We start from the raw sequence: 26524 nt of genomic DNA, 5'->3' as shown, positions 1-26524 counted from the left end.
AAATTTACAGAAAAAAGGTTGCACAACCGCAGAAGGCGGGACATCTGCCGACGGTGGATGCAGTGGCGAGCCGAACCTTGTCTCGCAGCGACAGCGTGACGACGATCGGCGAGGAGTATCTCACCACCAACGTGGCAGTGCAGGTGTCGATTCCACTGTATTCGGGCGGAGGAGTGAATGCCTCGGTGCGGGCGGCGCTGGCGGCGCAGGATGAAGCGCAGGCGCAATTCGACGGTCGGCGGCGCGAGTTGGTCACCGTCACGACGAATGCCTATTCTCGGGTGCGCTTCGGTTTGGAGCGGGTGACGGCGCTCGATCAGGCGATGCGTTCGGCGGAACAGGCGCTCGCGGCCACCCGCAAGGGAGTGCAGGTGGGGATGCGCAACAACGTGGATGTCCTCAACGCGGAGCAGGATCTGGCCAAGGTACAAATGCAGTGGGTGAGCGCGGCCTTCGAGCTTTTGGGTTCGATCGTGGAGTTATGGGCAGCCACCGGTGAGGTGGATCAGGCGCTGCAGCGGTTGGAAGCGGTGCAGCGGCAGGCAAGATGGGATCGCCTGGACGTAGCGGAAATGAAAGGAACGCCGCGGTGATTCGACCTCGTCGCCTCACTGCGCGCGTCCGCTGCCTCCCAGCAACACCGCCACCGCTTTCTTGCTTCCTGCGCGACGTGCCTCCGGCTGCTGCTTCGTCGTGGCAAGCGCTGCGCCGGCCTTGGGCTCGTAGGGGCGGGAGAAGTCGAAACCGTCGGGCGCGCGTCCGCTGCGCTCGGTACGGCGGCGGGCGGGCTCGGCGCGCCGTTCGCGTGGCGGGGGCTCCAGTGTTTCGGCGGGAATGGGGCGACCGAGCATCTTTTCGATCGCCTGCAGCCGCTCCTCTTCGCTCGCATCGACGAGCGAGATTGCCAAGCCTTCGTGTCCGGCGCGGCCGGTGCGTCCGACGCGGTGCACGTAGTCTTCGGGGTTGGAGGGCAGGGCGTAGTTGATGACGAAGGGCAGTTCTTCGATGTCTAGCCCCCGGGCGGCGACATCGGTGGCCACGAGCACGCGCAGCGAGCCATTCTTGAATGCCTCGAGCACCTCGAAACGCTGCTGCTGGGATTTGTCGCCGTGGATCGCCTCGGCCTGGATGCCGCGCCGCTGCAGGAGCGAGGCGAGCCGTCCGCAGGCGATTTTGGTGTCGACGAAGACGAGCGCCTGACCGGGATGGCGCTGCAGCAGCTCGACGAGCGCGTCGCGCTTGTGTGCGGCCTCGCAGCGCACGACGCGGTGCGTGATGGTCTCGCTCACCGTGTTGCGCCGCGCCACTTCGATCGTTTCCGGCTCGTGCAGCAGCTGTTGGGCGAGTTTCTTGATCTCGGGCGAGAAGGTGGCCGAGAAGAGCACAGTTTGACGTTCCCGCGGCAAGCGCTCCATGATGCGGCGGATGTCGGGCATGAAGCCCATGTCCAGCATCCGGTCGGCCTCGTCGAAGACGAGGAATTCGACCTGGTTGAGCTGGATGGTCTTCTGCTCGAGGTGATCGAGCAGCCGCCCCGGAGTGGCCACGACGATCTCCACGCCGCGGCGCAGTTCCTCGATCTGTGGCTTGATGTCCACGCCGCCATAGATCGCCGCGGCGCGCAGCGGCAGATATTTGCCGTATTGACGCACGGATTCATAGACCTGCAGCACGAGCTCGCGCGTGGGGGCGAGCACGAGCGCGCGCACGGGGTGGCGGGCGGGGCTCGCCGAGGTGTTGGCGTGGGGCGCCAGGCGCTGCAGCAGCGGTAGGGTGAATCCGGCAGTCTTGCCGGTGCCGGTCTGGGCGGCGCCGAGGAGGTCCTTGCCGGCGAGGATGCGCGGGATGGCTTGGGTCTGGATCGGCGTGGGTTCGGTGTAACCGAGGTCGTTGACGGCGGAAAGCAGTTCAGGCAGAAGCCCAAGCTCGGAGAAGGTCATCGGAGGTCGTGCGCTCCAGAAACGGAAGAAAATGGTGAAAGCAAGAAATTATACGCCGGCATCGGATGATCGGCAGCAGCGCGTTCAGGAGATCGCCCTGGCGAAGAGGGTGACTTCCTCACGGTCGTGGTAGAGCTGCTTGCAGCGCAGTTCGATGCCGTCGGCCCCGCGCGTGAGCCGCTGCAGCCGTTTGCGGGCGTCTTCCAAGGCTTCGAGGCGTTTTTTCATCGGGAGTTTCAGGTTGAAGAGGGCGTAACGGCACAGGCGCTGGGCGAACCAGCGGCCGACGAGTTCGGCGATGCGGCTGGGCTGCTCCACCATGTCGCACAGCAGCCAATCGACGCGACCGCGCGGGCGCCAGGTAAAGCCGTCCGCGCGCTGCCAGTCGACGAGCTCCGAGGCGAGGAGCCGCGCATCCAGCCGGCCGTTGTCGATCGCGCTCACCCGCAGACCTCGCTGCACCATTTGCCAAGTCCATCCACCGGGAGCGGCGCCCAGGTCCACCGCCTTCATGCCGGGGCGCAGCCAGCGGGTGCGCTCGTCTTCGTCGAGCAGGACGAGAAGCGCTTCGGCGAGTTTGAGCGCGGAGCGGCTGGGCGCTGCCGCTGGCAGGCGCAGCCGCGGGATCCCGTTCTCCCAGGGGGAGAGGAGCCTGGAGGGGGCGCTGCCCAAAAAGGCTTCGCGCGAGGAGGGAAAGAAAACGACGAGGGTTTCGCGGGCGCGCTCGGCGAATTTGCCGGCATCGGCGAGCGCCGCCTCGAGGTGCGGCCGCAGTCGGCGGGAGAAACCGGAGAGGGGGCGGCCTTCGTCGCTGTCGGGAAAGGCAAGACGCAGGGCAGAGAAACGCGTGCGGGGGTGGTGGTGCTCGATGTTCTCGACCAGGGGGCGCACGCGATCGCGTTCGGGCAGCGCCAGCCGGTCGAACCAGGGCATGCACTCGCGGGCGAACACGAGCTCGCGCCAGGAGGGCAGGGGAAGGTCGTCCGGCAACGGGGCGTGGGCATCCAGCAGCACGTAGCCGCTGCGCACCTGCATGGTGACTTCAGCGGGAATGCCGTGGGTCTCGGCCCAGCGGCGCAGCTCGACGGCGACTTCGGGCTCGAAACCTGGGCGGGTGAGGGCGATCAGCCCTTGCGGCGGGGAATGCATGGCGTACACTACGGATGAAACGGCAATGATACCGCGGTGCGCCGGCGGCGGCGCGCTTTTCGACGAAGGAGAGAACGGCAATGGAGTATCGCACGCTGGGGGATGGCGCCTTGCAGGTGTCGGCGATCTGCATGGGGACGATGACTTTCGGGGAGCAGAACGACGAGGCGCAGGCGCACGCGCTGCTCGATCGCGCCTGGGAGGCCGGGGTCAATTTCTACGACACGGCGGAGATGTATCCCGTGCCGGCGCGCGCCGAAACCTACGGTGCGACGGAGCGCATTCTCGGCACCTGGCTCAAGCGCAAGCCGCGCGATCGGGTGATCCTGGCCACCAAGGCTGCTGGCCCGGCACGCAGTTTGAATTGGATTCGCGGCGGTCCCAGCGGGTTCGACGAGCGCAATCTGCGCGAGGCGATCGAAGGCAGCCTGCGGCGCTTGCAGACCGATTACGTCGATCTCTATCAGCTGCACTGGCCGGACCGCAACCAGCCGATGTTCGGGGACTGGCGGTTCGATCCGGACAAGGAGCGGCCGACGGTGCCGATCCTCGCCCAGCTCGAAGCGCTCGCCAAGCTGGTCGAGGAGGGGAAGATCCGCTATGTCGGCGTCTCGAACGAACATTCCTGGGGTGTGATGCAGTTCGTGCGCCTGGCCGAAGAGCATGGCTTGCCGCGCATCGTCTCGATCCAGAACGCCTATCATCTGATGAACCGCACCTTCGAGTATGGTCTGGAGGAAGTCTGCTTCCGCGAACGGGTGGGACTGCTCGCCTATTCGCCGCTCGCCTTTGGCCTCTTGAGCGGCAAATACCTTGCCGATCCTCAGGCCGAGGGGCGCCTGACGCGCTTTGCCAACTTCGGACAGCGCTACGCCAAGCCCAATGTCCAACCGGCGGTCGAGACCTACGCGCAGCTTGCGCGCGAGCTGGGAGTGAGCCCGGCCACGCTCGCGCTGGGCTGGGTCTACCATCGCCGCTGCGTGACGAGCACCATCATCGGGGCCACCCGCCCCGAGCAGCTGGAGGAAAACCTCCGGGCCTGGGATTGGCGCCCGAGCCCGGAGGTGCTCGCGCGCATCGACGAAATCCACCTTCGCTACACGAACCCGGCGCCTTGAACGGGGCCGGAGGATGCTGCCGCGCTGAAGGGGCGTTCCCGCCCGGGGGTCATCGCCCCGGTGCAGCCGGTGCCGGCGTGGCGGGTACGGACGGTCCGGGAACGTTCTCCGCTTTGGGGATGATGGGCTGTGAGCGTTTGAGCGGCTCGGTGGGGGCGAACACCGGTGGTACTTCGCGCAGGTTGTTCTGCAGCATGTAGTCGTTCATTTCGCGCCAGCCCTCGAAGATCGCCGCTTTCGAGGCGTTGGGATTGAGGGCGTAACAGTCTTCGAGCGAACGCCCGGCGTGCCGGCACGCGGCGCCGATCGCCTTGGCCTCGGCCTCTGCCTTCTTGGCGTCGTTCAGGCCGATGGCGTCGTAGAAGGCGTCGCAGCCCGCCAGCGATGCGGCCAGAAGGAGCAGCAAGGGCAGGGATCGGCGGGGCATCGGGTCTTCCTTGCGGGAGCAGGTGAAGGCGTTAACGGCATGGCCGCGGAAAACTTTATGCCGGGGCGGCCTCGCGCGCGAGAGTATGGATTTTTTTTGGCGAGCTGGCTATAATTCTATGCTTCAGGAGAGGTACCGAAGCGGTCATAACGGCGCCGACTCGAAATCGGATGGCCGGGTAAAACCGGCACGCGGGTTCGAATCCCGCCCTCTCCGCCAGGTTTCATTGGCAATGCCGCAAGGCGTGCGGAACCGGTTTACAGTGAATGGTTTTTTTGCTACCATGCGCGCTCTTCTGCTGCGGGGGTATAGCTCAGTTGGTAGAGCGCTTGCATGGCATGCAAGAGGTCAGCGGTTCGATTCCGCTCACCTCCACCAGTTGAGGGTCAAGACGGGTCCCCATCGTCTAGAGGCCTAGGACACCGCCCTTTCACGGCGGTAACCGGGGTTCGAATCCCCGTGGGGACGCCAGGGTTTACGAGTGCGGAGTGGTAGTTCAGTCGGTTAGAATACCGGCCTGTCACGCCGGGGGTCGCGGGTTCGAGTCCCGTCCACTCCGCCAGTTCTTGCAAAAAGCGGGCTTCGTGCCCGCTTTTTGCGTCTACGTGACGAAGCGACACGGCAAACGTCTCATGACGGCGAGAAAAGGCCACCGTTGGAGCGGCTCGCGGATGCTTGCGCGCATCCGCGCGGCGATTTATGCTGCCAGGCATGATCGGCGCAAACCGCCGTGGCTTGGAGTGGGGGACGGACGATGGGCGAGACGGGCGGTGCCGCATGGGCATCCGGCGGGGGATTCCTGATCTTTCACGGCAACCGGCTCGAGAACCTGCGCCGGCTGGCGGTGGCCTGGCTGGGGCGGGAGCCGCTGCCGCCGCTCGTGCCGGAGTGTTTCCTCGTGCAGGGCAACGCCATGGCGCAGTGGCTGCGGCTCGCGCTGGCTGCGGGGGCAAACGAAGGGGGCTGCGGCGTGGCGGCGGCGCTGGAGTTTTCCCTGCCCTCGACGTTCCTGTGGCGCTGTTATCGGGCCGTGCTGGGGGCGGAGGCGGTGCCGGAGCGCTCGCCCTTCGATCTCCCCTTGCTGCGTTGGCGCCTGCTGCGCTTGCTCGGAGGTTTACCGAAGGATCCGGTCTATGAGCCACTGCGCCGTTTCCTCGCGGAAGAAACGCAGGCCAAGGGGGGCGCGCCGGGCGAAAAGCTGCGGCGGCGGGTGAGCGAGGAGCGGGCGCTGCGCAAGCGCGATCAGCTGGCGGCGCGCATCGCCGAGCTGTTCGACCAGTATCAGGTCTATCGCGCCGACTGGCTGCAGGACTGGGGCGCGGGTCGGGATGTGCTGCGCGACGCGCACGGCAAGGAATCTCCACTCGAAGAGGGGCAGCGCTGGCAGGCGGCGCTGTGGCGCCTTTTGTGTGCCGACGTGGCGCGTACCGAGCCGGGTGCCGAGCGTACGGCGCGATCAAGCGTGCACTCGGCCTTCCTCGAAGCGGTCAGAACCTGGCAGGGAGCGCCTCCGCCTGGACTGCCACCACGGCTCGTCGTCTTCGGGATTTCGAGCCTGCCGCAGCAGTGGGTGGAGGCACTGGCGGCACTGGGGCGCTGGATTCCGGTGCTGCTCTTCGTACACAACCCTTGCCGTTACCATTGGGCCGACGTGGTCGATGGGCGCGAGCTATTGCGGCAGCAGGAGAAATGGCGGCAGCGCCGGCAGCGGCGCGAGGGGCAGCCCGATTTCATTCCGGACGAGGAGCTTCATCGCCACGGTCACCCCTTGCTCGCGGCCTGGGGCAAGCAGGGAAGGGATTTCATCGCCCTGCTCGACGAGTTCGACGAGGAGGCGGTGCGCCGGCGCTACGCGGGGAAGGTGGAGGGAAGCGGCGGGCGGCTCGACTGGTTCGAGGCGCCGGAGGCGAAAACTTTGCTGCAGCAGCTGCAGGAAGACATCCTCGAATTGCGTCCCCTGGCCGAAACGCGGGAGCGGGGGGCGAGCGTGGCGCTCGATCACGACCGTTCCCTCGTCTTTCACGTGGCGCATGGGCCGCAGCGGGAAGTGGAGGTGCTGCACGATCAGCTGCGTGCGGCCTTCGACGAGGACCCGACGCTGCGCCCCGACGAGGTGATCGTGATGGTGCCGGACATCGAGGCCTATGCACCGCACATCGAGGCGGTGTTCGGTGCGATCGAACCCGATGATCCGCGCCACATCCCGTTTTCGCTCGCCGACCAGGGGCTGCGCGCCCGCGATCCGCTGCTGCAGGGGCTGGAGATCCTGCTCGATCTGCCGCAGGGGCGGGCACGGGTGGGCGAGGTGCTCGATCTGCTGGAAGTGCCGGCACTGCGCCGGCGATTCGGGATCGACGATGAGGCGCTGCCGCGCCTGCGTTCCTGGGTGGAGGAAGCGCAGATCCGTTGGGGGCTGAACGAGGAGCATCGGCGCGACCTGGGTCTGGGCGAGCGGGGAGGCGGGGAGTGGCTGCGGCAGAATTCCTGGCGGTTCGGTCTCGAGCGCATGCTCTACGGCTATGCGGCGGGCGATGCGCCAGCCTGGAAGGGGATCGAGCCCTTCGCGGAGGTCGGCGGGCTGGAGGCGGAGCTCGTCGGACCGCTGGCGGATGTACTGGAGGCGTTGGAGACGGCGTGGCAGCAGCTGCGCGAACCGGCCACGCCGACCGAGTGGGGCGGGCGGCTGCAGGCGTTGCTCGCACGCTTTTTCGCCGCGGGGGACGATGAGGAAACCGTCACCCTGATGCGGCTGGAGACGGCCCTGCAGGAATGGGTGGACGCGTGCGCGGCCGCGGGGCTGGAGGAATCCTTGCCGCTTTCGGTGGTGCGCGAACCGTGGCTGGAGGGGGTGGAGGCGCAGGGGCTGTCGCAGCGATTCTTCGCCGGACGGGTGATCTTTGCCACCCTGATGCCGATGCGGGCGATCCCCTTTCGGCACGTCTATCTGCTGGGGATGAACGACGGGGACTATCCGCGCGCGCGCACGCCATCGGACTTCGACCTGATGGCGCGCAATTATCGTCCGGGCGACCGCTCGCGGCGCGAGGACGATCGCTATCTCTTCCTGGAGGCGCTGCTGTCGGCACGCGAGCGCTTTTACGTTTCCTGGGTGGGGCGTCGCATCACCGACAATGCGCCGCAGCCGCCTTCCGTGCTGGTGGCGCAGCTGCGCGAGCACCTGGCGGCGGGCTGGACGGGGCGTTGGACGGGAAATGAAGCGCCCGTGCGGGGGGAGGATTTGCTGGCGGCGCTCACGACCGAGCATCGGCTGCAACCGTTCAGTCCGGCCTATTTTCCGCCCGAACCGGGGCAGGGCGCGCTCTTTACGTATGCGCGCGAATGGCGTGCGCGACGTGAGGGAGAAAAGCCGACTGCTTCCGCGCCGTTGCAGCCGCTTTCGCTCGAGGAGCCGCTGCGGGTGCGAGAACTCGCGCAGTTCCTGCGCCACCCGGTGCGGACCTTTCTGCGCGACCGTCTCAAAGTCTTCCTCGAACTGGAGGATCCGGGCAGTGAAGAGGCCGAGCCCTTCGCGCTCGATGGCTTGACGCGGTGGAGCCTGCGCCAGGAAGTGATCGACGCGCAGCGCGCGGCCCTGCGGCAGGGACGGGACGTGGCTGCGGCGCGAACGGCGGCGATCGGCCGCATTCGTCGGCAGGGGGTGCTGCCTGCCGGGGGGCTGGGGGCGCTGTGGGCGACGGAACTCGAGGAGGGGATGGACGAGCTCTTCGCGCGCTATCGGGAAGCGCTGCAACGTTGGCCGCAGGAAATCGCGGGCGGCGAAGAGGTGCGCTTTGCCGCTGGCGGCCTGGAGCTTGCCGACTGGTTGGGGGAATGGCGCCGCAACGACGGGGGCGAACGGGCGCGGGTGCTGATCTCACCGAGCGATCTCGTGAAAGACAACAAATACCGTCAGGACCGCCTGGTGGACTATTGGGTGCAGCATCTGGCGGCCAATGCCGGGGTCGGACCGACGCAGACGGTCGTCCTGAGCCTCAAGGGGGACTATACCTTCGGGCCGCTGCTGCCCGAGGAGGACGCAACCGAGCCGCTCGCGGCGCTGCTGTGCGCCTGGGCCGAGGGCATGCGCCGGCCGCTGCCCTTCGCCGTGGAGTCGGCGGTGGCGTGGTGGCAAGCGAGGGCCAAAGGCGAGGAGGCAGCGTGGGAGGCGGCGCGCAGGGTGTACGAAGGTGACGGCAGGACGGATGGCGAGCGTGACCGGGATCCCTACCTGGCGCGTGCCTGGCCGACGTTCGCCGCCCTGCGCGCGAGCGGCGAGTTCGAGCACTGGGTCGAAGTGCTGCTCGCGCCTTTGCTGCAGCACATGGAGGCCGCCAAGGAGGAGAAGAAAGGAGCGCGGGCATGACGGAAATGGCCAATGAAGTCGATGTGCTGCGTTTCCCCCTATGGGGCAGCCGCCTGATCGAGGCGAGCGCCGGCACGGGCAAGACCTACACCATCGCCGCGCTCTATGTACGCCTGGTGCTGGGACACGGCGGGGAGGAGGCTTTCTCCCGGGAGCTCACGCCGCCCGAGATCCTGGTGGTGACCTTCACCGAGGCGGCCACCAAGGAGTTGCGTGAGCGTATCCGTCGGCGCCTGAGCGAGGCGGCGCGCTGGTTCGGCCATCCGGCCGCAGAGGCTGCCCCGGAGTGGGTGGACGATTTTCTGCGCGAATTGCGTGCTCAATATGCGGCAAAGGATTGGTCGGGGTGTGAGCGCCGGCTGCAGGCGGCGGCGGAGTGGATGGACGAAGCGGCGGTCTCCACCATCCACGGCTGGTGCCACCGCATGCTGCGCGAGCACGCTTTCGACAGCGGTAGCCTCTTTAGCGAGACGCTGGAGACGGAGCCCGACGATCTGCTGCTCGAGGCGGTGCGCGACTACTGGCGGGAGTTTTTCATGCCGCTGCCGACCGAATCGCTGGCGCTGTTGCGCGGCTGGTTCAAGGACGCCTTCGTGCCGGAGAAATTCCAAGGAGCTTTGGCGCGGCTGCTGCCGTTGGCCGGTGAACTGGAAGAAGGGCCAGAGCCGGCAGAGGTGGCAGAAGAAGTCCGGCGGCAATGGAGGGAAGCGAAAGCTCCGTGGGGGAAATGGGTGCCCGAGTTGCAGACCTTCTTTGATGAGGCGCACAATCGCAAGGAGATCGACGGGCGGAAATTGCGCGCCGACTACGTGCAGGACTGGCTGGCGGCGTTGGCTCGATGGCGCGACGATCCTTTGGCGGAGGCGCCGGATTTGTCCAAAAAAGCTTGGGGTCGTTTGACGCGCACCGGTTTGGACGAGATGTGGAAGAGCGGCGAGGCGCCGAGGCACGAGGCGATCGATGCGCTAGAAAACCTGCATCCGCAGCTCGAACGGCTGCGCGAGCAGGGGAAGGCGAGCATCCTTCGGCATGCGGCGCGTTGGGTGGCGCAGCGTTTTTCCGTGCTGCAGCGGCGGCGGGCGCAGCTGGGGTTCGACGATCTGCTCACCCGTCTCGACCAGGCGCTGCGCGGGCCCAACGGGGCCCGGCTCGCTGCGCGCATCCGGCAGTCCTTCCCGGTGGCGCTCATCGATGAATTCCAGGACACCGACCCGGTGCAGTACCGTATCTTCGAGGCGGTCTATGCGCCGCAGGAGAACGACCCGCAGACTGCCCTCATCCTCATCGGCGACCCCAAGCAGGCGATCTACGCCTTTCGCGGCGCCGACATCTACACCTATCTCGAAGCGCGCCGGGCCTGCGGCGAGCGGCGCTACACCCTGCGGCGCAATTTCCGCTCGACTCGGGCGATGGTGGAGGCGGTCAATCGCGTCTTTGTGAATGCGCAGGAAAAAGGCGAGGCCGGGGCCTTCCTCTTCAGAACCGCCGAGGGAGAGGATCTTCTGCCTTTCCTGCGGGCGGAGGCAAATGGGTTAAATGAGCAGTTCGTCTGCGAGGAGAATGAGCCGCCGGCGCTCATGGCGTGGTGGGTGCAAGGGGAAGAAGCGACGGAGCCGCTCGGTGTCAAGGAGTACCGCGACCTGCTCGCCCACGGCTGCGCCGAGGAGATCGTGCGCCTGCTGCGGCTGGGGCGGGAAGGGCGGGCAGGGTTCGTCGATCCGGCAAAAGGGACGATGCGACCGGTGAGGGCCGCCGACGTGGCGGTGCTGGTGCATACGGGCGAAGAGGCGCGGCTGATCCGCGCGGCGCTCGCGCGGCGCGGCGTGCGCAGCGTCTATCTCTCCGAGCGCAGCTCGGTGTTCGCGAGCCCCGCGGCGGCCGACCTGCAGCGCTGGCTCGAGGCCTGCGCCGAGCCGCAGAACGATGCGCGCCTGCGCTCGGCCCTGGCGAGCGCCACGCTCGGGCGGTCATGGGAAGAAATCGATGTGCTGGAGCGCGATGTCCTTGCCTGGGAAGCGGAAGTGGCGCGCTTTCTCGGTTATCGCGATCTGTGGCGGCGGCAAGGGGTATTGCCCATGCTGCGCCGGTTGATGCATGACTTCGACGTGCCCGCGCGACTGCTCGCGGGGGAGACGCCCGAAGGCGACAGCGGCGAGCGGCGGCTCACCGACCTGCTGCACTTGAGCGAGCTCTTGCAGAAGATGAGCCGCGGGTTGGACGGCGAACATGCCCTCATCCGCGCCTTGGCCGAGGCGCGCCAGGACGGTGGGCAGGGCGCCGAGGAGCGGCAGCTGCGCCTGGAGAGCGACGAGGCGCTCGTCAAGGTGGTGACGGTGCACAAGGCCAAGGGATTGGAGTATCCGCTCGTCTTCCTGCCCTTCGCCTGTTCGTTCCGGCAGGTCAAGAAGGACGATCTGCCCCTCGTCTGGCACGATGAAGCGGGGCGGCGGCAGGTATCGCTCCGTGCTGACGAAACGGCGTTGGCCTGCGCCGAGCGCGAGCGTCTGGCCGAGGATCTGCGCAAGCTCTACGTGGCGCTCACCCGGGCGCGTTTCGCCACATGGATCGGCGTGGGGGCGCTGGAGAACCTGCACGCGAGCGCCATGGGCTATGCCTTGGGCGTGCGGCAGGGCGATTCCGTGCCGGAGGTGCGCCAGAAGCTGGACTCGCTCGCCGAGGGATGCGATTTCCTCGTGATCGCACCCGTGCCGGTTCCTGGCGAGGAACGCCTGCCGGCGGACGGGGAAGGAATCACCTTGGGGCCGGCGCGTACGCCGCGCCGCCGGATCTTCGCCTCGTGGGGGATCTCCAGCTACTCGGGACTGCGCAGCACGCTTGCGGCCGACCCGCAGACACCGGACGAAGCCAAGGTGCGCGAGCTCGTCCATGCGCCCCCACCGGGGCCGACGGTGCCGGCGACGGGGATCCACGCCCTGCCGCCGGGAGCGGCGACCGGCACCTTCCTCCACGGTCTGCTCGAATGGGCGGCACGCCAAGGGTTTGCCACGGTGTGCGCCGACGGCGGGATGCGGCTGCGCGACCAGGTGGCGCGGCGCTGCGCGGTGCGCGGCTGGACGGCGCACGTCGAGCTGCTCACCCACTGGCTCCTGACGGTGATGCAGGCTAATCTGCCTTTGCCGGGAGGGGGGACGTGCCAATTGGCCACGCTTTCCGACTATCTGCCAGAGATGGAATTCTGGTTCTCGGTGCCCGAGACCCGCATCGATGCGCTGGATGCCCTGGTGCAGCGGCACACCTTGAAGGGAGCGGAGCGCCCGAGGCTGACGCCGGGGCGGATCAAGGGCATGATCAAAGGGTTCATCGACCTCGTCTTTTGCTGGGAGGGGCGCCATTACGTGCTCGACTACAAGTCCAACGTCCTGGGGGCGACGGACGCCGCCTACGGGCGGACGGCCCTGGAGGCGGCCGTGCTCGAGGGGCGCTACGACCTGCAATACGCCCTTTACCTGCATGCCCTGCACCGGCACCTGCGCGTGCGCCTGCCCGATTACGAACCGCAGCGCCATCTGGGCGGGGCGGGGCTGCTCTTCCTGCGCGGCATCCACGGGCCGGCCAAAGGAGTGCTGTTCGAGCAAGCCACGGCGCCGCTGCTCGACGGGCTCGACGATCTCCTCGATGGCCCCGGCGGGAGACTGACATGAACGAGGCAGATCTGCGCGACGATCTGGCGCGCTGGGTGCAGGATGGCTGGTTGCGGCCGCTCGATGTGGCCTTTGCGCGGTTTCTGCAGGGAAAAGTGCCGAAGGCACCGCCGCAGGCGATCCTTGCCGCGACCTTGGCGAGCCACCAGTTGGGGCGCGGCCACGTGTGCCTCGATCTCGCTGCGCTTGCCGACGATCCGGTTTTCACTTTGGCCATCCCGTTGCGCGATGCGGGCGGGTTGCCGACGCCGGCGGGGGCGGTTCAGGGGATCTCGCTCCGAACCTGGCTCGCCGAACTCGACTGCCCCGACCTGGTGGAACAGGGGGAGGAGGAGGAAGAAGCAGCGCCGCTCGTGCGTCGGGCGCATCGCCTCTATCTGCGCCGCCAGTGGGACAACGAGCGTGCCGTGCGGCAGGGGATCCTTACGCGGGTGCGGGAAACCGTGCCGTTCGCACCGGAGCCGGTGCGAGCGATCCTCGAGACGCTCTTCCCTGTGGGCGAGGGGGACGTGTGGCAGCGGCTTGCCTGTGCGCTCGCGCTGCGGCGGCGCTTTGCGCTGATCACCGGCGGTCCCGGCACGGGCAAGACGAGCACCGTGGTGCGTCTCATCGCCTTGCTGCAGGCGCTCGCCCTGCAAGGGGGCTTGCCGGGGCGGGGCGAGGCGCCGCTGCGCATCCGGCTCGCTGCGCCCACCGGCAAGGCGGCCGCGAGGCTGAGCGAATCGATCGGGCAGTCGCTCGAACGGCTGCCGTGGGAGGCGCTGCCGCAGGGCGAACGAATCCGCGATTCGCTGCCGAGAAACGTCTCGACGCTGCACCGTCTCTTGGGTGCCCGCGCCGGGTCGCGTCGCTTCCGCCATGATGAGGCCGACCCCCTGGTGCTGGACGTGCTGGTGATCGACGAGGCTTCGATGGTCGATCTGGAAATGATGGCGGCCGTGCTGCGGGCCTTGCCTCGGGGGGCGCAGCTGGTGCTGCTCGGCGACAAGGACCAGCTCGCTTCCGTCGAGGCCGGTGCCGTGCTCGGCGGTCTGTGCCGGCGCGCCGACGAGGGGCACTATACGCCCGAGACGATCGCCTGGTTACGCGAGACGGTCGGAGCGGAACTTCCGGAGGGATTCGCCCCAGAGAATGGCCCATCCGATGCCCCCGTTTACGTCGATCCCGAGGGTACGGCGCTCGATCAGGCGATCGCCATGCTGCGCCAAAGCCATCGCTTCGCTGCCGAGAGCGCCATCGGCCAGCTCGCGGCGGCGGTCAATCGGGGCGATGCGGCCGCGGCGCGGAGGGTTCTGCGAGGGACCCTCGCGGGCGATCCGGACGCGCTGGGTGAAGGGGATCGCGCCCTGGCCGCGCCCGTTCCGCCGGCATCCGAAACCGTGGCGCTCCTCGTTCCCCAAAGCCAGGAGGACGAGGCGCTGCGCCGGCTCGTCTGCGGCACGAAAGAAAGCCCAGCGGGTCATGCCCTCTATCTGCGTGACCTGCATGAGCGTCGCCCGCCGCCCGAAGCACCGCCGGCAGCCTGGGACGACTGGGCAAGGGCGGTGCTCGCGGCTTATGGGGGGTTCCAGGTGCTGTGCGCCGTGCGCGAGGGGCCCTGGGGGGTGGAAGAAATGAACCGGCGCATCGCTCATTGGTTGCGTCGCGCGGGGCTGCTGCCCGACGAGCAGGGATGGTACGAGGGGCGTCCGGTGCTGATGACGCGCAATTCCTACGCCCTGGGCCTCATGAACGGCGACGTGGGGGTGACGCTCGCCTTGCCCGGCCCCGAGGGAAAGGCGCCGCGGCTGATGGTGGCCTTTGCCGCCGCCGCTGGACTGCGCTGGGTGCTGCCCGGCCGCCTGCCCGAGGTGGAGACGGTGTTCGCCCTCACCGTGCATAAGTCGCAGGGTTCGGAGTTCGGCCATGCCGTGCTGGTGCTGCCCGATGTCCCCAGCCCCGTGCTCACGCGCGAGCTCGTCTACACCGGCATCACCCGCGCCCGCTCGCGCTTCACCCTCGTCGATCCGTCGGGTGGGGCCATGCTGGAAGCGGCGATCGCACGCCGGGTGCTGCGCTCGTCCGGGCTGGAAGCGCCTTTGTGACTCGTTCAGTCGCGGCGCTGAATCTTGATCACGATGGTGTCGGTGCCGCGCGGTGACAGCGCCAGCGACACGATCCAGGTGAGGATGCTATAGACGAGGGCGCCCCAGAAGGCCGACCAGAAATCTTCGACCACCACACCGGCCACCAGACCCGTCCCGGCCCAGAAGAGCAGCGCATTGAGGATCAGGGTGAAGAGGCCCAGCGTGAGGATGCTCGCCGGCAGGGTGAGGATGAGGAGCACGGGCTTGAGGAAGAGGTTGATGAGGCCGAGCACCAGCGCTGCTGCCAGCGCCGGCACGAAGCCGGTGATGGAGATGCCGTCGACGAGCTGGGCGGTGACCATCAGCGCCACCGCGTTGAGCAGCCACTGGATGAGCATCCAGAATCCGGGTTTCATTGTTTTGCTCCCATAGCCTTGGCCCGCGCGAGGCGTGCCTGCTGTTCTTCGTCCGTGGCCGGTGTGCGGTCGGGCCACTGGCCGAGGTGGTCTTCGAGGAGGGCGGCGAAGCGCTCGACCCAGAAAGGGGAATCGTTGAGACAGGGGACGTAATGGAATTGCTTGCCGCCGGCCTCGAGAAAAGCGGTGCGGCATTCCATGCCGATCTCTTCCAGCGTTTCGAGGCAATCGGTGGCAAAGCCGGGGCAGAGGACATCGACGCGCGCCACTCCCTCGCGGGCGAGCCGCTCCAGGGTGGGCTGGGTATAGGGTTCGAGCCAGCGGGCGCGCCCGAAGCGCGACTGGAAGGTGACGAGCCATTGGTCGGGGGCGAGCCGAAGCCGCTCGGCCACGAGCCGCGCCGTCTTGTGGCATTCGCAGTGGTAGGGGTCGCCCAGTTCCAGCGTGCGCCGCGGCATGCCGTGGAAACTGAGAATCAGCTTGTCGGGGCGGCCATGCTGCGCCCAGTGGGTTTCCAGCGTCTGCGCGAGCGCCTCGATGTAGCGGGGGTCGTCGTGCCAGTGGCGCACGAGCCGCAGCTCGGGCACGTCGCGCCATCTCATGAGCTCGGCGGCCACGGCGTCGAACACGGAAGCCGTGGTGCTGGCGCAATACTGGGGGTAGAGCGGTACCACGAGCAGGCGTCGCAGACCTTCTTCTTTCATGCGGGCGAGCACTTTGGCCACGCTCGGTTCGCCATAGCGCATGGCCCAGCGCACGAGCGGTTCGCGCCCGCGCTCGGTCCAATGGGATTCCAGCGCGTGCGTGAGCCGCTCGGTATAGACTTCGAGCGGCGAGCCTTCGTCGAGCCAGATGCTGGCGTACTTCTGCGCGTTCGCCTTGGGGCGGCGCGGCAGAATGAAGAGGTGCAGAATCGTCTGCCACAGCCAGCGCGGCAGCTCGATGACGCGCGGATCGGAGAGGAATTCGCGCAGGAAAGGACGCACGGCTTCCGGGGTGGGGGCGGCAGGGGTGCCGAGATTGACGAGCAGCACGCCCGTGCGTTGTGGCCGGTCGTGGCGAAAGGGGGGCTCGGGGGCGTAACGGGCCATGCAGGCTCCTTCAGCGTTCTTCGGCGGTGGCGGCGAGCGCTTGCGACAGGCGCTGCGCCGTGAGCTCGACGATGGGAATCACGCGGTCGTAGGCCATGCGGTTGGGCCCGATGACGCCGATCGAGCCGAGCATGCGTCCGTCGAAAGTATAGTTGGCGGTGATCACCGAACAGCCTTCGAGCTCCTCCAGCCCAGATTCGGCGCCGATGAAGATCTGCACGCCGCGGGCGCGCTGGGCGAGCTCGAGGAGTTGCAGCAGCCCCGTGCGCTCCTCGAACAGGCGGAAGAGTTCGCGCAGGTGCTGCATGTTGGTGGTGAAATCGTCGACTTCGAGCAGGTTCGTCTCGCCGGCCACCAGGCAGTCTTCGTCCTCGTCGGTGAGCGTAGTGGGCGAGAGCGCCAGGCGCATGAGTTCGGAGACGTGGTCTTGCAGCTTGGCCAGTTCGTCGCGCAAGTGGGTGCGGATCTCGTCGAGCGTGTGGCCGGCGAAGCGGCTGCTCAGGAAGTTGCTCGCCTGCTCGAGCTCGCCCGCGCTGAAGGGGCGGGGCGTGTGCAGCAGGCGGTTTTGCACGTCGCCGCTCTGGGTGACGACGATCAGCAGCACCCGGTTGCCGCTCAAGGGCACGAACTCGATCTGGCGCACGCGCTCCTGGTCGCGCGGCGGCACGATGACGACGCCGGCGAAGTGGGTGAGCTCCGAGAGCAGCTCGGAGGCTTTCCGCAGGAGCTTTTGCGGCTGGTGGGGCTGGAGGTTGGCCTCGATCTCGGCGCGGGTCTCGTCTTCGAGCGGGGCGACGGTGAGCAGCGCGTCGATGAAGAAGCGGTACCCCTTGGCCGTGGGCACGCGCCCGGCCGAGGCGTGCGGGCTATAGACGAGCCCCAGCTCGTCGAGGTCGCTCATCACGTTGCGCACCGTGGCCGGAGACAGGTCGAGACCGCTTGCGCGCGACAGGGTGCGCGAACCGATCGGTTGTCCTTCGGCGATGTAGCGTTCGATCAACGTCTTGAGCAGGATGCGGCTGCGCGGGTCGAGCATCATGGCGCTTCCCTCCGGAAGTTCGCCGCGCGACGGCGCCGATCGTGGCCGAGTTGTGGAATAATCCGGGGCATGGCGAATCCATTTACCTCCATCGGTTTGATCGGCAAGCACCAATCGGCGGAAGTCGCCGCGGCGCTGGTCGAGACGGCGCGGTTTCTGCACGAACGAGGTTATCACGTTTTGATCGAGGCGGAGACGGCGAGTTCGCTCGGCAACTGCGCTCCTTTCCCCGCGCTGCCCTACGCGCGCCTGGGCACCCAGATCGACCTGGCGGTGATCGTCGGCGGGGACGGCACGATGTTGAACGCCGCCCGCCATCTCGTCCATCACGATGTGCCTCTCGTGGGCATCAACCAGGGGCGGGTCGGCTTTCTCACCGACATCCCGCGCGACGAGGCGCAGGAACGGCTCGCCGAGATCCTCGCGGGCGACTATCAGGAAGAAGTGCGCTCCATGCTTTTGGGGCAGCTGCTGCGCGGCGACAAGGTGCTCACCTCGAGCCATGCCCTCAACGACATCGTGGTGAACAAGGGCGACTTGGGACGGATGATCGAATTCCGCCTCACCGTAGATGGCGCCTACGTCTATACCCAGCGCTCCGACGGCATGATCGTGGCCACGCCCACCGGTTCCACCGCCTACGCGCTCTCGGCCAACGGGCCCATCCTGCACCCCGGGGTGGACGGCATCGCCCTAGTGCCGCTGTGCCCGCACGCGCTCACGGCGCGGCCGGTCACTTTACCCGATCGCTGTACCATAGAAATCGAACTCCTGCCGGGTCACATGGCCGACGTGCATTTCGACGGGCAGGGGCGCATCGAGATGCTGCCGGGCGACGTGCTGCGCATCCAGCGGGCGCAGCGCGGCGTGCGGCTGCTGCATCCGCGGCAATACTGCTATTTCGCCATGCTGCGCGAGAAACTGCACTGGAGCGCACTGCCTCGCGGCTGAGGCGGCGCAAGGGGGAGGAAGTGCTCGTTCGCCTGACCATCCGCGAGTTTGTGCTGGTGCGCGAGCTGGCGCTCGATTTCGCGCCCGGCTTCGGCGTGCTCACCGGCGAGACCGGCGCGGGCAAGTCCATCCTGCTCGATGCGCTCGATCTGCTGCTCGGCGGGCGCGCCAGCGCCGAGGTGATTCGCCAGGGAGCCGAACGGGCCGAAGTGGCGCTCGAATGCACCCTGCCGCCAGCGGCGGAGGCGCGTGCCTGGCTCGAGGCGCACGGCATTGAGGCCGAGGGCGACACGATCCTTTTGCGCCGCAACATCGAGCGCTCTGGCCGCTCGCGTGCGTGGATCGAGGCCGTGCCGGTGCCAGCGGCGGCCCTGCGCGAGTTCGGTGCCTGGATCGCCGACATCCACGGCCAACACGCCCACCACGCGCTCCTCGAAGGCGCGGTGCAGCGGCGCATGCTCGACCGGCTCGCCGGAGCCGAGGCGCTCGCCGAGGAGGTGCGGCGCCGTTTCGTCGCCTGGGAGTCGGCACGCGAACGGCTTGCTCAGGCGCGCGAGCGGCAGGCGAGCCTGGGCGAGGAGCGCGAGCGTCTGCTGTGGCAGCTGCAGGAGTGGGAGCGGCTGGCGCTGCGTCCCGGCGAATGGGAAGAAGTGCAGCAGGAACACCGGCGGCTCGCGCATGCGGCGCAGCTGCTGCAACAGGTGGCGCAGGCGGCGGCATTGCTCAGCGAAGACGAACCCTCGGCGCAAGGATTGCTGGGGCAGGCCGAACGCGCGCTCGCCGGCAGCCTCGACTACGACGCCCGCCTGGCCGAAGCCGTGCAGCTGGTGAGCGAGGCGCGCATCGGCGTGCAGGAAGCCGCCGCCAGCCTTCGGCGCTATCTCGACGCCTTCGAGCTCGATCCGGCGCGGCTTGCCGAACTCGAACGGCGTCTTGCCGCCATCGACGAATTCGCCCGCCGTTACCGCGTGCCGCCGGAGGAACTTTTCGCCCTTGCCGAGCGCTGGCGCGAGCGCCTCGCCGCTTTGGAAGAGAGCGCCGACCTCGAGCGGCTGGAGCGCGAAGCGCGCGCCGCCGAGTCGGCCTACTTCGAATCCGCCCGCGCGCTCGGCGAGCGCCGGCGCGAGACGGCCGAATGGCTCTCGGCCGAAGTGAGCGCGGCAATGCAGACGCTGGCGATGAAAGGCGGGCGCTTCGAGGCGGCGCTCGTGCCCGGCGAGCCTGCGGCCACGGGCCTGGAGCGGGTGGAATTTCGCGTTGCCGCCAACCCGAGCCAGGCGCTCGCGCCCCTTGCCCGCGTGGCCTCGGGCGGGGAACTCTCGCGCATCGGTCTGGCGATCCAGGTGATCGCCAGCCGCGCGAGCGACACGCCCACGCTCATCTTCGACGAAGTCGACGTCGGCATCGGCGGCGCGGTGGCCGAGATCGTCGGCCGCTCGCTCTGGCAGCTCGGCCGCGACCGCCAGGTGCTGGCGGTGACGCACCTGCCGCAAGTGGCCGCCTGGGCCGACTGGCAGCTGCGCGTATGGAAAGAGGAAGAGGGTGGTGCCATGCACACCCGCGTCGAAGCGCTCGAACCGGCCGCCCGCGTCGAGGAGATCGCCCGCATGCTGGGCGGGCTGGAAATCACCGATACGACCCGCGAGCACGCGCGGGAGCTGCTGGCGCGGCGGGGGATGAACCAGACGGAACCTCCCCCTGCTGGATGACGACGTAGCCCCGTTCGATCTCCTGGCGAAACGTTTCGGGCAGGCGCGCCCAGTCCTGCACATCGATCGAGATCGGCAGGTCGCTGTCGCGCAAGGCGCGGCGTAGCGTCAGGAGCGCCGGGCAGGGACGCTGCGGGTCGAGCGGGTCGCGCACGACCAGATCGAGATCGCTTGCCGCGTGCGCGTCGCCCTTCACCCGGCTGCCGTAAGCCCAGACCTCATGGCCGGGAACGTGGCGCCGCAAAAGGGTGCGGACCTCGTCCAGATAGCGGGCGGGCAGGTCGAGGGAAGGAAGATCGGTCATGGAGTTCGATCCTCGCCCGGTTCGGTGGTAAGGCGTGATTCGAGCGCCCTGGCATCGCGCAGAAAATCGGGGATGAGCGCCAGCGTCTCCGCGACGAACGCTTCGCCGTAGTCATGGGCGGTATCGTTGCGGTTGTCCCGATAGGCGAACCAGCGCTCGGTTTCTTCGAGGGTCAAGAGACCGTGCCGGGCCGCCAGACGCAAGACGTCCTTGAAAAGCAGACTCTCGATCTGGCGGGCCGTGTGACCGTATTCCTTGAGCCGACGTTTGAGCAGTTTGAAGCAGACTTCTTGCGAGAGTTCGAACCCCTTGACGATGGCCATGCGCAGGATTTCCCGCTCGAGCTCGTTGCCGACGCTTTCGGCATGGCGGAATCGCTCGACGGCGGCTTCCAGGGCGCGCAGAGTGGTGCGCAGATGCTCGGTGTTCAACGCCATGTCGTCTTGTCTCGCGGCGGGGATGGCTGGGGCATGGTGGGGATTGTAGCCAACTTCCGCCAGGGGCGGTTCAGAAGGGATGGCTAGCCCCAGCGCAGGTGAAATCGCCCCAGCCCAAAGGCGGTGCGCTTGCCCAGATGCAAGGGTTCGGCGTGTCGTAGCAGCGGCAGCAGGGCCCGCAGGTTTGCGCGGGGGCCACGCACTTCGAGGGGGCCGATGAGACCTCCCAGGGGATGGCTGCGCCCTTGGCTGCGGCTGTAGCGGTGCAGGTCGATGGGAAAGAGGCCGCGCGTCTCGATCGTGATCGCCTGCCACAGGGCCGGGTCGGTCGCAAGGGGAGACAGGCGCTCGCCGCTGAGCTGGTCCCATTGCTGCAGCCGGCGCACGAGCAGGCGGGCGAGGTCGGCTGGGCGCAACCGGTTGGCGTCGGCGACGACCGTGCCGTGCTGTTCCACGCGTAGCGGGGTGTCGAATTCGAGCACGAGGCGCTCGCCGGTGTCTTCGTCGGCCGATTCCGCAGCCGGCGGGAGCGTCTCGCGTTCGAGTGGCCCATTTGCCCGGCAGCCACCAAGCAGGCGAGGATTGTCGACCCAGGCCCGGCGCAGTGCCCGTTCGATGGCGCTGGCGTAGGGAACTGCCGGCGGGAGCAAGGTGAGAGCGAAGATGGCGGAATCTGGCGTGGCGCTGGGCCCATACGGTGGGGGTTCTACCACGTAGGCAGGAATGCCGTCGCGCAGGGAAGGATGCAGCGGTGCGCTTGGAGCCTCGGGGTCGAAGACCACGCCGTAGGCGCAGCGGCGACGAATCGGGCACCCCTGGCAGGAAGGAGCGGCGGTGAGGCAGGACAGCCGCCGCAGGGCCCAACCGAAGGCACTGCGCAGCTCGTTGCCGAGGAATCGCCCCTGGGGCGCTTGCGCGAAGCGCACCGGCACACGGAAGCGAAGCAGTGGCGTCCGGCTCATGAGGAAGGGAGGGGTGGGGCCAGCTTGTCGAGTTCGAGTCTTTTGCGCACATCCCTGAGCGAGATGTCGGCAAGGCGCGGCAGATAGTCTTCGATCGCCTTGCGTGCGGCGGCGCGATCCTCGGGGCTCCACTCGGGGGCTTGGGCGTCTTTGGCGAGCTTCTGGGCTTCCTGGTAGTCTTTCTGCCCGATTTTGCTCTTGGGCCGAGGGGAACGCTGCAGTTCTTTCTCGGCGTAGTCGATGAATTCCTGGATGCGACGGCGCTGGGGCGTCATGGCGCCGAGCTCGGCCTGCTTGCGCGCTTTCGTTTCCTCGGCCTGCAGTTTCTGGTGGTATTCGGCTTCGGCGGCTGTGTCCCGCTGCATCGCCCCGTAGCCCACGGCGGTTTTGGCGCCGAAACCGAGCCAGTCGAAGGCATGCGCGAAGGCGGCGGTGAGCAGTGTTTTCCACCGGTCGTCCTGCGCCAGTTCAGGCGCCAGCCGGCGCAGGCGAGGCAGATCGCAGACCACGTGAAAGGCGAAGCCGGAGCCGGGCGGCACGGTGAGGAACGGAATCGGGATGGGCTGGCCGGATTCGTGGGGCGAGACGCTGTCGCCGGTCTTGCGATCGCGATTTTGCTGGTAGTAGTGCCCCTGGTGCGGGGTCATGATCTCGACGTGCAGGCTGTCGCCCTCGATCTGCGGAATCACGTCCCAGAACGACAGCACGCCGCGGACGTGCTCGGCGTCTCCATCTCGGGTTTCGCGGCCGAACAGCACGTCGCACATTGAAAGCGCGACGGTCTTTTTCTGGATTACGACGGAAAACGATTTTTCGTCATCACCCCGCCAGCCGTGCGTATTGCCCCACTCGCCGCCGGCCAACTCCCGCGCCGCCTGGCGCAGCACACCCTTGACGCCAGAGCCGGGCAGATAGGGCAGGCCGTAGGGGTTCAGGAAGGCAAAGCCGTTTTCCAGCGGATGCTCGTTACCAAGACCCGTGGTGAAGGGAGCGGTGGCCTTGGCGTCCAGATACAGCCCTTCGGCAGGCGGAACCGTGCCGAACAGGTGTTGCTGGCGCACGTGCAGGGCGTGCATGCCCGCGCGATCGGAGGGCGTCAGCTGTGTGACTTTCTTCCAAGCTTCGCGGGCGGCAAAGTCATTTTTCTCCCATAGCCCTGGCAGGCGATTGCGCTCCTGGCGCGCGAGTTGAGCAATGGTCGCATCCATGCCCTGGCGTTCCAGAAGCGCGGCAATTTCCTGTCCCTCCCGGCTCTTTTTGGCAGCCCGATCTTTGACTTCCTGCTCCTGATCAGCTCTGTTCGTCCAGATCGGCAAGTACATGCCGAACCGCATCCCTGGCGAGGCACCGCTGAAATCGGTACCGAGATAGTTTGGAACCGCAGCAATGCTCATCGAATCACCTTTACGCTACATTGTCTGTCGTACATGGGGTTTACTGTGCCATTCGGGTGGGCGTCATGACTACGCTAACCATCCGCATCGATGACGACTTCGACGCCGAGCCGAACCGCCTGGCGGCGGCACACCGCACCAAGAGCGAGCTGGTGCGCGAGATGCTGCGCCGCCACGGCCGGGCCGGCTTCGAATTGCTGACCTGCGCGGCGTACCAGCGCCTGCTCGGTCTGGCCTGAGACGCCACGGCGTCAATCCTCGTTGCCATTGCGCGCCGCCGCCATCTGCCGCAGCCAGCGCAACCAGGCGAAGGCTTCGGCGGTGATGGCCTGGTAGTCGGCGGGCGTGGCATGCATCAGCGCCTGCATGAACGGCTCGAAGTCGGCGTTGGTGATCTGTTGCCGAAAGCGGCCTTGCAGCCACAGTCGCAGGTGCTGGGCGAGGGTGTGATGACGCCCGCCCTTGTCTTCGAGGTAGGCCATCACCTGCATCAGGCCGGAATTCATGATCAGCGCCGGCAGGCCTTTGGCGTTGTTTACGTAATCCTTGCCGTGCCGGGCGATGCCGTCAGCCGCCTTCGTCCACGCATCCTGCGCGCGCAGTTGTTCGAGCGTCGCCATGTTCAGCCCTCCACCACTTTGGCCAGCACCAGTCCGCGGCCGGTGGTGGCGTCGCCGCCGAGCTGGAGCAGTGGTTTGGCAGTGATCAGGTTGGTGAGCTTGATCAGCACCTCTTTGGCATCGTTTTCCCAGCCTTCTTTTTCATCCTTTTTCCTGCTGGTGCGCGTCTGGCTGGCCATGAGCGGCGCGATCAGCAGCGATTCCGGCGGTAGGTTCTCGGTGTAGAACAGCCCGCCGTCGGCGGCGGTGCCGGTGTTCTCGTCGATGCGCACATGTGGTTCCACCAGCATCGCGTGCTCGGCGAAGTAGCCGAAGTCGGTGTCGGACAGCACCACCAGATCGGTCTTGAGCTTGTCGGCGAAAAACGCATAGGCGGGATCAGCCGGCAGCGCCCTGGCGGCGAGATCGGCCGACAGCGCCGGCAATTGCTGGCTCACCTTGGCTGTGTACTCGAAGGCTTCCAGATGCAGCTTGTCTCCCGACAACAGGGTGGGATTGGCGAGCAGGCAGTGGCCGGGTTCGACGGTGAGCGCCGGCCAGCTCGCCGCGGCGCCGCTCAATGTCAGTAATCGCTGCGCCCGCGCCAGCGCCTGCGGGCAGGTGGCGTAGACATAGCCGCCCTTGAGCGAACGCACCGGCAGCGCGACGAGCTGGGCATCGCCGAAGCTAATAGCGCCAGCGTGCAGCTCGCCGCTGTTGGATTCCGGACCGAACAGGGGGGCGATCAGCTTGGGATCGCCGCCGATGGCTTCAAAGTTATGCCGCAGCGCTCCCTTGATGCCGGAGCCGGCAAAGCAGGGGTGGCCGGTGTGACGCTCGCGTTGGATCGGGTTGTCGATGACGCCGATGGCCTGCCCGGCGCCCATGTGGACCGGGCTGACGGCGTACAGAAACAGGGCTGCGTGTTGCTGGAACATTGAAAGAACTCCCTGGGCGTGGTCAGTAGGTGGCAAGGGCGATGCGGTTGAAGCCTTCGGCGCGCCGGGCGGCATCGTCGCAGGGCTCGCGCCACAGGCCGGTTTCGGCAAGCTTGCGAAGCGCATCGGGCGGGGCGTCGAGGTCTTCGAGCCACCAGACGCTGCCGGCGGGCGCGGCGCGCAGCGCGTCCTTGGGCAGCCAGCGCGCCAGGTCCCAGCCCGACACCACCTCGGCGCGCGGCACGGCGGCGCACACGAGCCAGCCGGAAACCCCGTGCAGGTCGAAGCGGATGGCGCCATCGGCGCGGCGGGTGTCAGGGTTCGCGCCAGCGGGCAGCCAGCCGGCCGCGAACAGGCCGGGGCTGGTCAGCAGCAGCCGGCAACGCCTGGCAGCGACGATGGCCTCGTAGTCCGGCGCCGGTAGCCGGTAGTCGTTCACCGGATGCAGCGCCGCGGCGCGGCCGTCACCGTCCAGGCGCACGAGGCCGGAGGTCGGCGGCTCGGCGCCGCTGACGGTGGCGAGAAAGCCCACGTCATACCCCATCGGCTGCTCTTTCTCGTCGCGCCTGTCCAGGCGGTGACCCCGTTTGAGCATCGCCACCGCCTGCATCGAGAACAACTGACCATCCTTGGCGCGGCGTTGCGCGGCGTCCAGCCCGACGCCGACGCGATGCTCAAACTGCCACAGCGCGTTCGATTTGACCCAGTCGATCTGGGCATCGTCGGGCACTCGTCCAGCTAGATATTTCCCGAAACCTGCTTCGGTCAGCCAATAGCCGCCGGCCGGCTTGTGCCGATCCGCCTGCGCCAGCACCGGCAGCCGCGGCAGCTCGGCCGAGCTGGCGAGCCCGGCGGCGGGCGCGGTCGGCGCCATGCGCTGCACCCGGAACGGCTGGTCGCCCTCCGCCGCGAACACCACCAGATCGGCCGGCGGCGCCATCAGCAATTCCACGCGCCCATCGGCGTGCCGACGCGTCAAATGAAAGCCGGTGACGGTGAATGGGCCGGGTGTGGCCGGCGTGCCCAGGCTGGGGTGATCCACCTCGCCGCGCGCGAAGGCGGCGAGATCAATGCCCGCGTCGGCCAGCATGCGCGAACGCAGCGCGCCGGCCGCGACCGACGGCCAGGGCGGGATCATCGCTTCGCCGAAACTGCCCGGGTCGCCGAACAGCTTGTTGCCGCGCAGGAACAGCACATCCAGCGGCTCGATGAAAACGCTCGTGCTCATGCGGTGGCTCCCTCGGCCGCGGCGGCCGGTTGCGTGGCGGGCGTTGCCATCGCGGGTGCGCAGGATGAGGCGCTCGGTACCATCGAGTGCGACAGTGACTTCGTCGTTGGGCAGGATGAGGAGCGGGCGGCCGAAGGCGTCGAGCGCATCGGGGGTGGGATGGGGAGCGTCGTTCATGAGGACTCCCAGTCGTCGAAGAGATCGAAAGTGGGGCTGCGCTGGGAAAACTCGCGGGCGAGGCGCTGGGGATAACGATCGAGCAGCTTTTGCCAGCGTCTGCTGCGCCATTCCCATTCGCGCCAGAAAACGGCGCGACCGGCTTTGCCGAGCAGGCATGCACCGCTGCCTTCGAGGCCGAAGTGCTCTGGGCGCAGGAGTTCGCGACGAAAGAGTTGCCAGATCCATTCGTCGACCTGACCGCGCAGGGGTTCGACGAGGTCGCAGGCGAGCGCCGCCCGGCCGTGGGCTGGAGCGTGCAGGGCGCCGATGGCGGGGTCGAGCCCGGCGCTCCAGCAGGCGTTCACGGCCAGGCCGTAGAGCAGGGTGTAACCGAGCGAGAGGGTGGCGTTGACAGGGTCGCGCGGTGGGCGCCGGTTCCGTGCCGCAGGCCGGATGCGTGGAGGAAAGGCTTGGAAAAATGCGGGGAAATAGGCCGCGGCACCGGCGCCTTCGCAGCCGCGCAGGGTGTCGAGGGGCAGGGCGGGGTTGTGCAACCTTTTTTCTGTAAATTT

At 67.7% G+C, this 26524-nt stretch carries 22 protein-coding genes and 4 tRNA genes; 12 read left to right on the top strand and 14 right to left on the bottom strand.

Annotated features, from left to right (window positions below; all coding sequences use genetic code 11):
- The coding region (locus tag OA56_RS10115) for a TolC family protein (protein WP_461585100.1) at nucleotides 1–593 on the top strand (593 nt) is incomplete at its 5' end.
- A 15-nt stretch (nucleotides 594–608) separates the two neighbouring features.
- Here OA56_RS10115 and OA56_RS10110 read toward each other — a convergent pair.
- Both OA56_RS10110 and rlmM read right to left on the bottom strand, forming a co-directional pair.
- Nucleotides 609–1940, bottom strand: a complete 1332-nt coding sequence (locus OA56_RS10110; protein WP_461585098.1) for a DEAD/DEAH box helicase — start codon at nucleotides 1938–1940, stop codon at nucleotides 609–611.
- 84 nt (nucleotides 1941–2024) lie between these two features.
- Entirely contained in the window at nucleotides 2025–3089 is a 1065-nt protein-coding gene (gene rlmM, locus OA56_RS10105; protein ID WP_141056322.1) for a 23S rRNA (cytidine(2498)-2'-O)-methyltransferase RlmM, read from the bottom strand.
- Nucleotides 3090–3169: 80 nt separating this feature from the next.
- Here rlmM and OA56_RS10100 point away from each other — a divergent pair, with 80 nt between their 5' ends.
- Nucleotides 3170–4207: an aldo/keto reductase gene (locus OA56_RS10100; RefSeq protein WP_461585096.1), complete on the top strand. Its 1038-nt coding sequence runs from the start codon at nucleotides 3170–3172 to the stop codon at nucleotides 4205–4207.
- 49 nt (nucleotides 4208–4256) lie between these two features.
- On the opposite strand, the gene OA56_RS10095 is transcribed toward OA56_RS10100, so the two are convergent.
- A complete protein-coding gene (locus OA56_RS10095; RefSeq protein WP_072247987.1) occupies nucleotides 4257–4634 on the bottom strand; it encodes a hypothetical protein in 378 nt (125 codons plus the stop codon).
- Nucleotides 4635–4760: 126 nt separating this feature from the next.
- On the opposite strand from OA56_RS10095, the gene OA56_RS10090 reads away from it, so the two are divergent.
- From OA56_RS10090 to recD, 7 genes are all read left to right on the top strand, one after another.
- Nucleotides 4761–4853: transfer RNA gene (locus OA56_RS10090), tRNA-Ser, on the top strand.
- 83 nt (nucleotides 4854–4936) lie between these two features.
- Nucleotides 4937–5012 (top strand) — tRNA-Ala (locus OA56_RS10085).
- Nucleotides 5013–5029: 17 nt separating this feature from the next.
- A tRNA-Glu gene (locus OA56_RS10080) sits at nucleotides 5030–5105 on the top strand.
- A gap of 14 nt (nucleotides 5106–5119) precedes the next feature.
- Nucleotides 5120–5196: transfer RNA gene (locus OA56_RS10075), tRNA-Asp, on the top strand.
- A 192-nt stretch (nucleotides 5197–5388) separates the two neighbouring features.
- Nucleotides 5389–8997 (top strand): exodeoxyribonuclease V subunit gamma, encoded by a 3609-nt coding sequence (recC, locus tag OA56_RS10070; protein WP_461585094.1) that lies wholly within the window; start codon nucleotides 5389–5391, stop codon nucleotides 8995–8997.
- On the top strand, nucleotides 8994–12659 hold the full coding sequence (recB, locus tag OA56_RS10065) for an exodeoxyribonuclease V subunit beta (RefSeq protein WP_461585091.1): 3666 nt from the start codon (nucleotides 8994–8996) through the stop codon (nucleotides 12657–12659). The genes recC and recB overlap by 4 nt, the downstream gene beginning before the upstream one ends.
- A complete protein-coding gene (gene recD, locus OA56_RS10060; protein WP_461585090.1) occupies nucleotides 12656–14743 on the top strand; it encodes an exodeoxyribonuclease V subunit alpha in 2088 nt (695 codons plus the stop codon). The genes recB and recD overlap by 4 nt, the downstream gene beginning before the upstream one ends.
- Nucleotides 14744–14748: 5 nt before the next feature.
- Here the strand turns inward: recD and OA56_RS10055 are convergent, their stop codons facing one another.
- The 3 genes from OA56_RS10055 to hrcA are packed head-to-tail and all read right to left on the bottom strand — an operon-like array spanning nucleotide 14749 to nucleotide 17268.
- Entirely contained in the window at nucleotides 14749–15141 is a 393-nt protein-coding gene (locus OA56_RS10055) for a phage holin family protein (protein WP_082438455.1), read from the bottom strand.
- Nucleotides 15138–16232 (bottom strand): ferrochelatase, encoded by a 1095-nt coding sequence (gene hemH / locus OA56_RS10050; RefSeq protein ID WP_055424231.1) that lies wholly within the window; start codon nucleotides 16230–16232, stop codon nucleotides 15138–15140. Before hemH ends, OA56_RS10055 begins: the two co-directional genes overlap by 4 nt.
- Nucleotides 16233–16242: 10 nt before the next feature.
- Complete coding sequence (gene hrcA / locus OA56_RS10045; protein ID WP_461585102.1) at nucleotides 16243–17268, bottom strand: heat-inducible transcriptional repressor HrcA; 1026 nt, start codon at nucleotides 17266–17268, stop codon at nucleotides 16243–16245.
- 72 nt (nucleotides 17269–17340) lie between these two features.
- Here hrcA and OA56_RS10040 point away from each other — a divergent pair, with 72 nt between their 5' ends.
- Complete coding sequence (locus OA56_RS10040; protein ID WP_028875062.1) at nucleotides 17341–18222, top strand: NAD(+)/NADH kinase; 882 nt, start codon at nucleotides 17341–17343, stop codon at nucleotides 18220–18222.
- 20 nt (nucleotides 18223–18242) lie between these two features.
- On the top strand, nucleotides 18243–19931 hold the full coding sequence (gene recN / locus OA56_RS10035; RefSeq protein ID WP_055424233.1) for a DNA repair protein RecN: 1689 nt from the start codon (nucleotides 18243–18245) through the stop codon (nucleotides 19929–19931).
- Here the strand turns inward: recN and OA56_RS10030 are convergent.
- From OA56_RS10030 to cmr6, 4 genes are all read right to left on the bottom strand, one after another.
- A complete protein-coding gene (locus tag OA56_RS10030) occupies nucleotides 19849–20235 on the bottom strand; it encodes a nucleotidyltransferase family protein (RefSeq protein ID WP_072247988.1) in 387 nt (128 codons plus the stop codon). The two genes, recN and OA56_RS10030, sit on opposite strands and share 83 nt — an antisense overlap.
- Nucleotides 20232–20672: an HI0074 family nucleotidyltransferase substrate-binding subunit gene (locus tag OA56_RS10025; RefSeq protein WP_055424234.1), complete on the bottom strand. Its 441-nt coding sequence runs from the start codon at nucleotides 20670–20672 to the stop codon at nucleotides 20232–20234. The genes OA56_RS10030 and OA56_RS10025 overlap by 4 nt, the downstream gene beginning before the upstream one ends.
- 83 nt (nucleotides 20673–20755) lie before the next feature.
- The gene (gene cas6, locus OA56_RS10020) at nucleotides 20756–21634 is read right to left on the bottom strand and encodes a CRISPR system precrRNA processing endoribonuclease RAMP protein Cas6 (RefSeq protein ID WP_055424235.1); all 879 of its coding nucleotides are present in this window, start codon (nucleotides 21632–21634) and stop codon (nucleotides 20756–20758) included.
- The gene (gene cmr6, locus OA56_RS10015) at nucleotides 21631–22842 is read right to left on the bottom strand and encodes a type III-B CRISPR module RAMP protein Cmr6 (RefSeq protein ID WP_157287463.1); all 1212 of its coding nucleotides are present in this window, start codon (nucleotides 22840–22842) and stop codon (nucleotides 21631–21633) included. Before cmr6 ends, cas6 begins: the two co-directional genes overlap by 4 nt.
- A gap of 251 nt (nucleotides 22843–23093) precedes the next feature.
- On the opposite strand from cmr6, the gene OA56_RS10010 reads away from it, so the two are divergent.
- Nucleotides 23094–23267 (top strand): ribbon-helix-helix domain-containing protein, encoded by a 174-nt coding sequence (locus OA56_RS10010; protein ID WP_157287465.1) that lies wholly within the window; start codon nucleotides 23094–23096, stop codon nucleotides 23265–23267.
- A gap of 12 nt (nucleotides 23268–23279) precedes the next feature.
- Here OA56_RS10010 and cmr5 read toward each other — a convergent pair whose 3' ends face one another.
- From cmr5 to cas1, 4 genes are all read right to left on the bottom strand, one after another.
- Entirely contained in the window at nucleotides 23280–23648 is a 369-nt protein-coding gene (cmr5, locus tag OA56_RS10005) for a type III-B CRISPR module-associated protein Cmr5 (protein WP_461585082.1), read from the bottom strand.
- Between the two features lie 2 nt (nucleotides 23649–23650).
- Nucleotides 23651–24565 carry a type III-B CRISPR module RAMP protein Cmr4 gene (cmr4, locus tag OA56_RS10000; protein WP_461585080.1) on the bottom strand — a complete coding sequence of 305 codons (915 nt, stop codon included), beginning with the start codon at nucleotides 24563–24565 and terminating at the stop codon, nucleotides 23651–23653.
- Between the two features lie 22 nt (nucleotides 24566–24587).
- Nucleotides 24588–25970 (bottom strand): type III-B CRISPR module-associated Cmr3 family protein, encoded by a 1383-nt coding sequence (locus OA56_RS09995; protein ID WP_461585078.1) that lies wholly within the window; start codon nucleotides 25968–25970, stop codon nucleotides 24588–24590.
- A partial coding sequence (cas1, locus tag OA56_RS09990; protein ID WP_461585076.1) for a CRISPR-associated endonuclease Cas1 occupies nucleotides 25967–26524 on the bottom strand: 558 nt, incomplete at its 5' end. The genes cas1 and OA56_RS09995, both read right to left, overlap by 4 nt.

It is taken from the genome of Tepidiphilus sp. HLB4 (assembly GCF_054823945.1).
This window is presented reverse-complemented; position numbering and strand designations above follow the sequence as displayed.

Coding starts and splice junctions, on each gene's coding strand:
- cmr6 (WP_157287463.1), bottom strand. CDS start 22,842: ATGGATGCGACCATTGCTCAACTCGCGCGCCAGGAGCGCAATCGCCTG.
- recD (WP_461585090.1), top strand. CDS start 12,656: ATGAACGAGGCAGATCTGCGCGACGATCTGGCGCGCTGGGTGCAGGAT.
- OA56_RS09995 (WP_461585078.1), bottom strand. CDS start 25,970: ATGAACGACGCTCCCCATCCCACCCCCGATGCGCTCGACGCCTTCGGC.
- OA56_RS10040 (WP_028875062.1), top strand. CDS start 17,341: ATGGCGAATCCATTTACCTCCATCGGTTTGATCGGCAAGCACCAATCG.
- recB (WP_461585091.1), top strand. CDS start 8,994: ATGACGGAAATGGCCAATGAAGTCGATGTGCTGCGTTTCCCCCTATGG.
- OA56_RS10110 (WP_461585098.1), bottom strand. CDS start 1,940: ATGACCTTCTCCGAGCTTGGGCTTCTGCCTGAACTGCTTTCCGCCGTC.
- cmr4 (WP_461585080.1), bottom strand. CDS start 24,565: ATGTTCCAGCAACACGCAGCCCTGTTTCTGTACGCCGTCAGCCCGGTC.
- rlmM (WP_141056322.1), bottom strand. CDS start 3,089: ATGCATTCCCCGCCGCAAGGGCTGATCGCCCTCACCCGCCCAGGTTTC.
- hrcA (WP_461585102.1), bottom strand. CDS start 17,268: ATGCTCGACCCGCGCAGCCGCATCCTGCTCAAGACGTTGATCGAACGC.
- hemH (WP_055424231.1), bottom strand. CDS start 16,232: ATGGCCCGTTACGCCCCCGAGCCCCCCTTTCGCCACGACCGGCCACAA.
- cas6 (WP_055424235.1), bottom strand. CDS start 21,634: ATGAGCCGGACGCCACTGCTTCGCTTCCGTGTGCCGGTGCGCTTCGCG.
- cmr5 (WP_461585082.1), bottom strand. CDS start 23,648: ATGGCGACGCTCGAACAACTGCGCGCGCAGGATGCGTGGACGAAGGCG.
- OA56_RS10095 (WP_072247987.1), bottom strand. CDS start 4,634: ATGCCCCGCCGATCCCTGCCCTTGCTGCTCCTTCTGGCCGCATCGCTG.
- recC (WP_461585094.1), top strand. CDS start 5,389: ATGGGCGAGACGGGCGGTGCCGCATGGGCATCCGGCGGGGGATTCCTG.
- OA56_RS10010 (WP_157287465.1), top strand. CDS start 23,094: ATGACTACGCTAACCATCCGCATCGATGACGACTTCGACGCCGAGCCG.
- OA56_RS10025 (WP_055424234.1), bottom strand. CDS start 20,672: ATGGCGTTGAACACCGAGCATCTGCGCACCACTCTGCGCGCCCTGGAA.
- OA56_RS10100 (WP_461585096.1), top strand. CDS start 3,170: ATGGAGTATCGCACGCTGGGGGATGGCGCCTTGCAGGTGTCGGCGATC.
- OA56_RS10055 (WP_082438455.1), bottom strand. CDS start 15,141: ATGAAACCCGGATTCTGGATGCTCATCCAGTGGCTGCTCAACGCGGTG.
- OA56_RS10030 (WP_072247988.1), bottom strand. CDS start 20,235: ATGACCGATCTTCCTTCCCTCGACCTGCCCGCCCGCTATCTGGACGAG.